The organism is candidate division WOR-3 bacterium (genome assembly GCA_039803925.1).
GTDB lineage: Bacteria > Hydrothermota > Hydrothermia > Hydrothermales > JAJRUZ01 > JBCNVI01.
Genome location: JBDRZL010000015.1, coordinates 44,174 through 51,384, shown reverse-complemented (window position 1 = coordinate 51,384; position 7,211 = coordinate 44,174). Strand labels below are relative to the sequence as shown.

The window sequence follows — 7,211 nt, the reverse complement described above, 5'->3', positions numbered from 1 at the left end:
CGCAGGCTAAAACCTGCGCCTACCATTTTTTGAAAATCTTTAACATTTATTCCCATATTCTATAATTTTATGGTAGGGTGCGAAAAAATTCGCAGTCAAATTTTTTGAAAAATAGACAGCAAAGCAACAGAAATGCTTTTGAAGTTAAAAAGATTGCGGTATATTTATGTAAAAAGAAAAATTAAAAACATTTTGTCGTAGGTACCCTTATAATTTTATTTAGCAAGAAAAATTCAATATTTTCATTGTATTCTACAGGATATTGAAAATTTTATTTATTTTTATTATAATTAAAAACTAAAGGAGGAAGAAAAATGGCAATGCAATGTGAAATCTGTGGAAAAAAAACAATTATTGGAAGACAAATTTCCCATTCCCACAGGGTTACACCAAGAAAATTTAAGGTTAATTTACATACAAGAAGGGCAAAAATAGAGGGAAAAATTAAAAAAGTTAGAGTATGCACAAAGTGTTTAAGAAAACTTGAGGTAGTCTGATTTTTGAAGTATATAATCCACTTAATTAAAAAAGATATCTTACTTGAATTTAGAACAAAAGAAATAATTATACCCTATCTCCTTTTTTCCTTTTTATTACTTTTTCTTATAAGTTTTGGAATTGAAAGAATTGAAGATTTGAAGCTTTTTTCCTTTTTCTATTTTTTATCCTTTATTTTTGCAGGAATGATTGGATTTGAAAGAATAAGTTCAATGGAATTTGAAACAGGTGGAATATACTCTCTTTTAACATTTCCTATTCCGAGAAATTATATTTTCATTTCAAAAATCCTTTCCATGTTTTTATTTCAGTTAATTTCAGGTTTTATTTTAATGGTAATTTTCTCAATTTTCCTTAATATTGATTTTCCGCTCTTTTTTCCTTTTTTTATAATTTTAATTTTATTTTCCTTTGGGTTTTCAATTCTTGGAACACTTTTATCCTTTCTCACCTTTTCATCTAAGGCAAGGGAATTTTTACTGCCTATAATTTTATTACCCCTATTTGTTCCTCCCTTTATCTCAGTTACAAAAAGTTTAACTCTTTTGCTTGAAGAGAAAATTTTTAATTTAAACTATGCTTTTTTTCTTTTTTTCTTTGATGTTCTTTATTTCTTTATATCTGATTTGCTTTTTGAATATGTTTTAATGGAATGAAAATTAAAAAGGGGATAAAAAGTATGACAGGTGTAAGCACGAAATCAGGAAGAGAAGGTAATATTTTCTGTAAACTTGAAATTATATCTTTAAATTCATTAGGTTCTGAATTTAAAGTTATTTTACAGCCAGAGATACCTGGAATAGAAGCAAAGGTAAGAAATTTTCTTGAAAAACATTTAAAAGATGGAAAATTCGTAGTTAAAATTAATTTTCCTGAAACGGGATTGAGATTCAAAATTAATGAAAATTTAATTAAAGATATAAAACTTAAAAGTAAAAAGAATTTACTATTTACAATTGACCCATTCAAAATTCCTGGTCTTGTTAAATTTATTTATCCTGAAAAAAGAATATGGATACTTTTAAAAAAACTTTTAAAAAAAGCCCTAATAGAACTTGAAGAAAAAAGATTAAAAGAGGGAGAAGAAATAAAGAAAGCAATTGAAAGGGAAATAAAAAAAATTGTGTTTAATTTAGAAAAGATGAATAGTGAGAAAATAAATGAGGAAATTGTTAGAATAGGCTCTCATATAAAAAGTATTATGAGAATTTTAAAAAATAAAGATGGACCATGGGGTAAAAAACTGGATTTTTATGGACAGGAAATTTTAAAAGAAGCAAATACAATTTCACAGAAGACTGAAGATTTAAAGGTAATAAACTCTGCAATAAAAATAAAGGAAAGTGCTCTTAACATAAGGGAACTTGCAAGAAATCTTGTTTGAAAATACCTCCTTTTATTCTTACCTTGTTAAACTTATTGGTTCTAAGGAAACAAAAGAATTTTTTGAATCTGTTAAGGATGAATTCCCTAAAACCTTAAGGGTTAATATTTTAAAAACTGATAGAAATTTTTTGAAGGAAAGACTAATAAAGAAAGGTTTTATATTAAAAGAAAACCCTCTTTATGAAAATTCCTTTGAAGTTATTTATGAACCATATGAAATAGGTAAAACTCTTGAACACTACGCAGGTTTTTTTTACATACAGGAAAAATCTTCCCTTTTACCTGTAAAGATTCTAAAACCTGAAAAAGGTCAATTTATACTTGATATTGCTTCTGCTCCTGGTTCAAAAGCAACTCAGATTGGTGAAATTATGGAAAATAAAGGTGTTCTTGTTTGTAATGATATTCATTTACCAAGAATAAAAGCTTTAACCCATAACATTGATAGAATTGGTCTTATTAATTCTGCCATAACTATGATGGATGGAGCCCAATTTGGAAAATTTTATTTTGAAAGTTTTGATAAAATTCTTGTTGATGCTCCTTGTTCAAGTATGGGAACTCTCCATAAAGCAAAGGAAGTTCTTTCCTGGTGGAATGAAAAGGAAGTTAATTTTTATAAAAATATTCAAAAAAAACTTCTTGTTTCAGCAATAAAGGCTTTAAAAGTAGGGGGTGAAATTGTTTATTCAACTTGCACATTAACAGTTGAAGAAAACGAAGAACTTATTGATGAAATTTTAAAAACTTATCCATTAGAAGTGATGAAAATTGACGAAATTAACATAAATGAGGAAAGAGGTATAACTGAATACAGGGATAAAAAGTTTTCAAAAGAAATTGAAAAAGCTATCAGGATATGGCCTCATAAATCAAAAATGGAGGGGTTTTTTATTGTTAAAATGAAAAAAATAGATAAACTAAAAAAAGAAAAAAATTATGTTGTAAAAAAAGAATATAGAAAACTTTTAAAAAGGGATAATTCTGAAATTAGAAGGTTTTTAAAATTTCTTAAGGAATATTTTGGAATAGATGAATCTTATTTTGATGATAAAATTTTTAAATTAAAAAATGATATATGGCTTTTATCAGGAGATTTTGAAAAATTTGAGATTCCCCATTCTTTCAGAGAGGGAATCCGTATAGCAAGATTGCATAATAATGAATATAAATTGACAACAAATTTTGTTCAACTTGTTTTTCCATTTATTAAGAAAAATATTTATGAAATAAAAAATTCTGAAGATGCGATAAAAATTTTAAAGGGTCTTGATATTGAAATTTCAGATAAAGAGGAAAATGGTTTTAAAATTCTTGTTTATGATGGAATATGCCTTGGAATTGGTGTTAAAAGGGAAAACAAAATAAAAAGCCAGATTCCAAAGAGTAGAAGGTTTGAAGAAATAGTAGTTTAATAATTTTACACCCACTTGAATATGACCTTTTATTTCTAATGAAAATACAAGAAAAATACCTTGTTTTTAATAAATTTTCTATTTTCTAAAAGTAAATTTTTTAAGGCAGTTTCTTTTTTTATCCTCATAAATCGGTATAAGGGAAAGGAAATCATCTAAATATCTTCTTCTTTTTTTCATTTATTTCATTTATTATTTCACTATTAAAACTTCAACCACCTGTTGTTTCTTCAAGGAGTCCCTTTTTCCTTGCCATATTTTCTGAAAGATTAAAAAGGTAAATTGAGATAATGGAAAAGAAAAAAGAAAATAAGAAAAATATAAAAATAAAGGAAATATTTTCAGGATTAAAAATCTCCTGGGAAAAAAGCTTTAATCCAAGACTTTTCCTCAAACCATCAAGCCATATTGTAATAGGTGAATATGCTGCAATTAGATTTAAGGGATAAGGAAGAATTTTAATAGGATAAATAACTCCTGAAATTAAAAACAATACTCCTGAAAAGAGTTCCTGAATAAAAAAAGCATATCTGGGATAAATAAGTAAAAGAGATGAAAAAAGTAAACCTGATGAAAAAAATAAAGGTATTGCAGAAAAAAAATATATGAAAAATAAAGGTTCAATTAAATAATTTACCTTGAATATTATCTTTCCTGCTATTAAAAGAACTGTTACTGAAAATATTGAAAGAACAAGATAGGCTAAGAATCTACCAAATAAATTTAATGAATAGGAAAAAGGTAAAGTTACCATATATTTTAAAGTCTGATAAAATTCCCTATCACTGAGAATACTCCATGAAATTCCAAATATTGAATTCTGAATAAAAGCCCAGAAAACCGTTCCAGTATATAAAAAGGGGAAATAAGGATTTTCAAAATCAAAACCAAGTATAGCCTTATACATGAATAAAACCAGAATAACTGTAGAAAAGGGTTTTATTGCATGATAAAAGAAAAACCAGAAAGGTCGAGTCCAGTTTGATTCAACCTTGAAAGCTAATAGGAAAGAGGAGTAAAGAAATCTTACTATTGCCATCTTTCAATAAGTGTTCCCCATTTTCTTGCTATGTTTTCCATCTTTATTAAAGTATAGTAAGAAAGTAAAAGAAAAATCACTGATAAAATTGTAAGTATTAAAATTTCAATATAAATGTTTAAAATTCCTTCTGCTTCTTTTCCGAAAAAAGCCTGCCTAATAGCATCAAGACCAAGGGTAAGGGGGATAAGAGAAGCTACAAAAATAATAAAAATTGGTAAAACTTTTATCGGATAATATAAACCAGAAATTGCATAAACAGGCTCTTGAAATAGATTAGATAAGTGCCAAGCCTCTCTTCCCCATATAAGATATAAAGAAGAAAAAGACATACCAAGCCCATAGAGTCCAAAAAGAGTAATAAAAAATGTTAAAATTGCAAGAAAAGGATTAAAAAGTGTTAATGGTGTTTTAAAAATTATAAAAGCAGTAAAAAGAATAAATATAGATCTGAATAAAATCATATAAATTCCACCTATTGACATTCCAATTAAAATTGACATTTTTGAACAAGGTGCTATTATAAAGTATCTTAAATTACCTGAAAGTTTTTCCCAGTATAGCTGTGAGGCTATACTCCATAAAACATTTATCCAGAAAGCTAAAACAAAACCACCTATTATAACAAATCCTTCAAATACCTTTTTTGCTCCAAGATTCCTGTATAAAAAAATGTAGGAGGCTATTGAAATAAGACCTGTTAAACCATATAAAAAAATCCAAGAACCTTCCCTGTGGGTTGCAACTATTCTAACATAGGCTCTTGCTAATATTGCTCTTATATTTATTGAAAGAGATTCCTTAAATTTTTTCATTTTTCTTTTTCAATCTCTTCAAAAGTTTTACCAACAAGTTTAACAAATACCTCTTCAAGAGTTGGTTCAATTTTTTTAAAAGAAAGTATTTCCTCTTTATTCCTCTTTATCTCATTTATAATTCTTTCAAAAGGTAAATTTTTTTGAGTTCTTATTTTAATATATATTCTTTCACCTTCCAATTTCTTTTTTTCCAGTATTGATAATTCAGAGGTTTTTTTAAGCTCATATTCTCTTGCTCTTATTTCAAACTCATATATATCTTCCTTTTTTACCATTTCCTTTAACCCTTGAGGTGTATCACAGGCAAGGATTTTTCCCTTATTTATTATTGCTATTCTATCACATAACTCATCTGCTTCAAACATATTATGGGTTGTTAGAAGTATTGTTTTTCCACTGTTTTCTCTTACCCATTTTTTAATGAATCGTCTAACCTCAATACTTGACTCAACATCAAGTCCCATTGTTGGCTCATCAAGAAATATTACTTGAGGATTATTTATAAATCCCCTTGCTATATTCATCCTTTGCCTTAATCCTGTTGAAAGTCTTGATACTCTTTTTTTTAGATGGGGTTCTAAGTTAAGTAATTGAGAAAGTTCTTTTATTCTTCTTCTTGTTTCTTTAATTGAAATTCCATAGAATTGGGAAAATAAAAAAAGGGTCTCTTCAAGGGTTAAAATTCCATAACCTATCTCTTCACCTCCTGATACCATATTTATTCTTTTTCTTATTTCTCTAAAATCTTTTTCCACATCATAACCCAAAACATAAGCCTTTCCTGAAGAAGGTAAAAGTAAAGTTGTTAGAATTCTTATAAAGGTTGTTTTACCTGCTCCATTAGGACCTAAAAGCCCGAAAATTTCTCCCTCTTTAACCTCTATTGAAATACCATCAAGAGCACAGACTTTCCCGTAATATCTTTTTAAATCAAGGGTTTTTATTGGTAAATTTAATTCCATATTCCTTTTATTTCAGTTTTACACTTTTGGCATTTTCCATTTTTAATTTTATTTTCTAAAACAAAAAATGTTTCCCTTTTAATGAGAATTTCTCCACAAGAAGGACAATAGGTGCTTTCAATTTCAGGAAAACCCCAAACATTTCCTCCATATACAAATTTAAGACCTTCCTCAAGTCCAATTTCCCTTGCTCTCATTATTTTTCTAACAGAGGTTCTATTACGATCTTGCATTTTATAATCAGGATGAAAGGCAGTAACATGCCATGGAATAAAAGGTGATAAACTTTTAATAAACTTTGCAATCTCTCTTAATTCCTCTTCAGAATCATTGTAATCTGGAACAATGAGTGTAACAATTTCAAGCCATAATCCCCTTTTAAAAACTTTTTCAATCCCTTCAAGAACATATTTAAGTTTTCCACCTAAAATCCTATAATTTTCCTCTTTAAAACTTTTTAGGTCAATTTTATAGGCATCAATTAAACCGGTAAGATAATCCAAAACCTCATCAGTTACATAACCATTAGAAACATAACCTGTTTTAAGACCTTTTTCTTTTGCTAATTTAAAAATTTCCCTTGCCCATTCTGTTGTTATAAGTGGTTCATTATAGGAAGAAATTACACTTTTTGAACCCTTTAAAAGTGCTATTTTTACTATCTCTTCCGGTGTTATTTCCTCATAATAAAGGATAGCTCTTTCATCTTTAAAAGCTTGTGATGTTATCCAGTTTTGGCAATATGGACAATGAAAATCGCAACCAAGCATCCCAAAGGTTAAGGCATAAGAACCTGGTAAAAAATGAAAAAAAGGTTTTTTTTCAATAGGATCATTTTGAAGTCCTGAAACATAATTAAAAGGAACATAAAGTTTTCCTTCTACATTAAATCTAACCTGGCAGATTCCCCTTTTACCTTCAAATATAACACATTTATGGGCACAGGCAAAACATCTTACTTTTTTGTTATCTAAAACCTCATACAGCTCTCCTTCTCTTGTAAGTTCATCTATTCTAATCATTTTTTACCCTTCTTTTTAATAAGAGGATTTGAACCTTGATTGAAAAAAAAATCTTCATAAGTTATTATAAT

At 27.7% G+C, this 7,211-nt stretch carries 8 protein-coding genes; 4 read left to right on the top strand and 4 right to left on the bottom strand.

Annotated features, from left to right (window positions below; all coding sequences use genetic code 11):
* The first annotated feature begins 314 nt into the window (after positions 1-314).
* Genes rpmB through ABIN17_06980 form a run of 4 tightly spaced genes read left to right on the top strand, consistent with a single transcriptional unit; the run spans position 315 to position 3,299 of the window.
* Positions 315-497 (top strand): 50S ribosomal protein L28, encoded by a 183-nt coding sequence (rpmB, locus tag ABIN17_06995; GenBank protein ID MEO0284795.1) that lies wholly within the window; start codon positions 315-317, stop codon positions 495-497.
* A gap of 3 nt (positions 498-500) precedes the next feature.
* The gene (locus ABIN17_06990; protein MEO0284794.1) at positions 501-1,154 is read left to right on the top strand and encodes a heme exporter protein CcmB; all 654 of its coding nucleotides are present in this window, start codon (positions 501-503) and stop codon (positions 1,152-1,154) included.
* The gene (locus ABIN17_06985; GenBank protein ID MEO0284793.1) at positions 1,151-1,882 is read left to right on the top strand and encodes a DUF1732 domain-containing protein; all 732 of its coding nucleotides are present in this window, start codon (positions 1,151-1,153) and stop codon (positions 1,880-1,882) included. The genes ABIN17_06990 and ABIN17_06985 overlap by 4 nt, the downstream gene beginning before the upstream one ends.
* The gene (locus ABIN17_06980; GenBank protein MEO0284792.1) at positions 1,863-3,299 is read left to right on the top strand and encodes an NOL1/NOP2/sun family putative RNA methylase; all 1,437 of its coding nucleotides are present in this window, start codon (positions 1,863-1,865) and stop codon (positions 3,297-3,299) included. Before ABIN17_06985 ends, ABIN17_06980 begins: the two co-directional genes overlap by 20 nt.
* 211 nt (positions 3,300-3,510) lie before the next feature.
* On the opposite strand, the gene ABIN17_06975 is transcribed toward ABIN17_06980, so the two are convergent.
* From ABIN17_06975 to amrS, 4 genes are read right to left on the bottom strand one after another with little or no spacing between them, the layout of a single operon-like run.
* The gene (locus tag ABIN17_06975) at positions 3,511-4,338 is read right to left on the bottom strand and encodes a hypothetical protein (GenBank protein MEO0284791.1); all 828 of its coding nucleotides are present in this window, start codon (positions 4,336-4,338) and stop codon (positions 3,511-3,513) included.
* Complete coding sequence (locus ABIN17_06970; GenBank protein MEO0284790.1) at positions 4,329-5,153, bottom strand: ABC transporter permease; 825 nt, start codon at positions 5,151-5,153, stop codon at positions 4,329-4,331. Before ABIN17_06970 ends, ABIN17_06975 begins: the two co-directional genes overlap by 10 nt.
* Positions 5,150-6,118 carry an ATP-binding cassette domain-containing protein gene (locus tag ABIN17_06965; GenBank protein ID MEO0284789.1) on the bottom strand — a complete coding sequence of 323 codons (969 nt, stop codon included), beginning with the start codon at positions 6,116-6,118 and terminating at the stop codon, positions 5,150-5,152. The genes ABIN17_06970 and ABIN17_06965 overlap by 4 nt, the downstream gene beginning before the upstream one ends.
* The gene (amrS, locus tag ABIN17_06960) at positions 6,109-7,140 is read right to left on the bottom strand and encodes an AmmeMemoRadiSam system radical SAM enzyme (protein MEO0284788.1); all 1,032 of its coding nucleotides are present in this window, start codon (positions 7,138-7,140) and stop codon (positions 6,109-6,111) included. Before amrS ends, ABIN17_06965 begins: the two co-directional genes overlap by 10 nt.
* Positions 7,141-7,211: the final 71 nt, after the last annotated feature.

Coding starts and splice junctions, on each gene's coding strand:
- rpmB (MEO0284795.1), top strand. CDS start 315: ATGGCAATGCAATGTGAAATCTGTGGAAAAAAAACAATTATTGGAAGA.
- ABIN17_06985 (MEO0284793.1), top strand. CDS start 1,151: ATGAAAATTAAAAAGGGGATAAAAAGTATGACAGGTGTAAGCACGAAA.
- ABIN17_06975 (MEO0284791.1), bottom strand. CDS start 4,338: ATGGCAATAGTAAGATTTCTTTACTCCTCTTTCCTATTAGCTTTCAAG.
- ABIN17_06970 (MEO0284790.1), bottom strand. CDS start 5,153: ATGAAAAAATTTAAGGAATCTCTTTCAATAAATATAAGAGCAATATTA.
- ABIN17_06965 (MEO0284789.1), bottom strand. CDS start 6,118: ATGGAATTAAATTTACCAATAAAAACCCTTGATTTAAAAAGATATTAC.
- amrS (MEO0284788.1), bottom strand. CDS start 7,140: ATGATTAGAATAGATGAACTTACAAGAGAAGGAGAGCTGTATGAGGTT.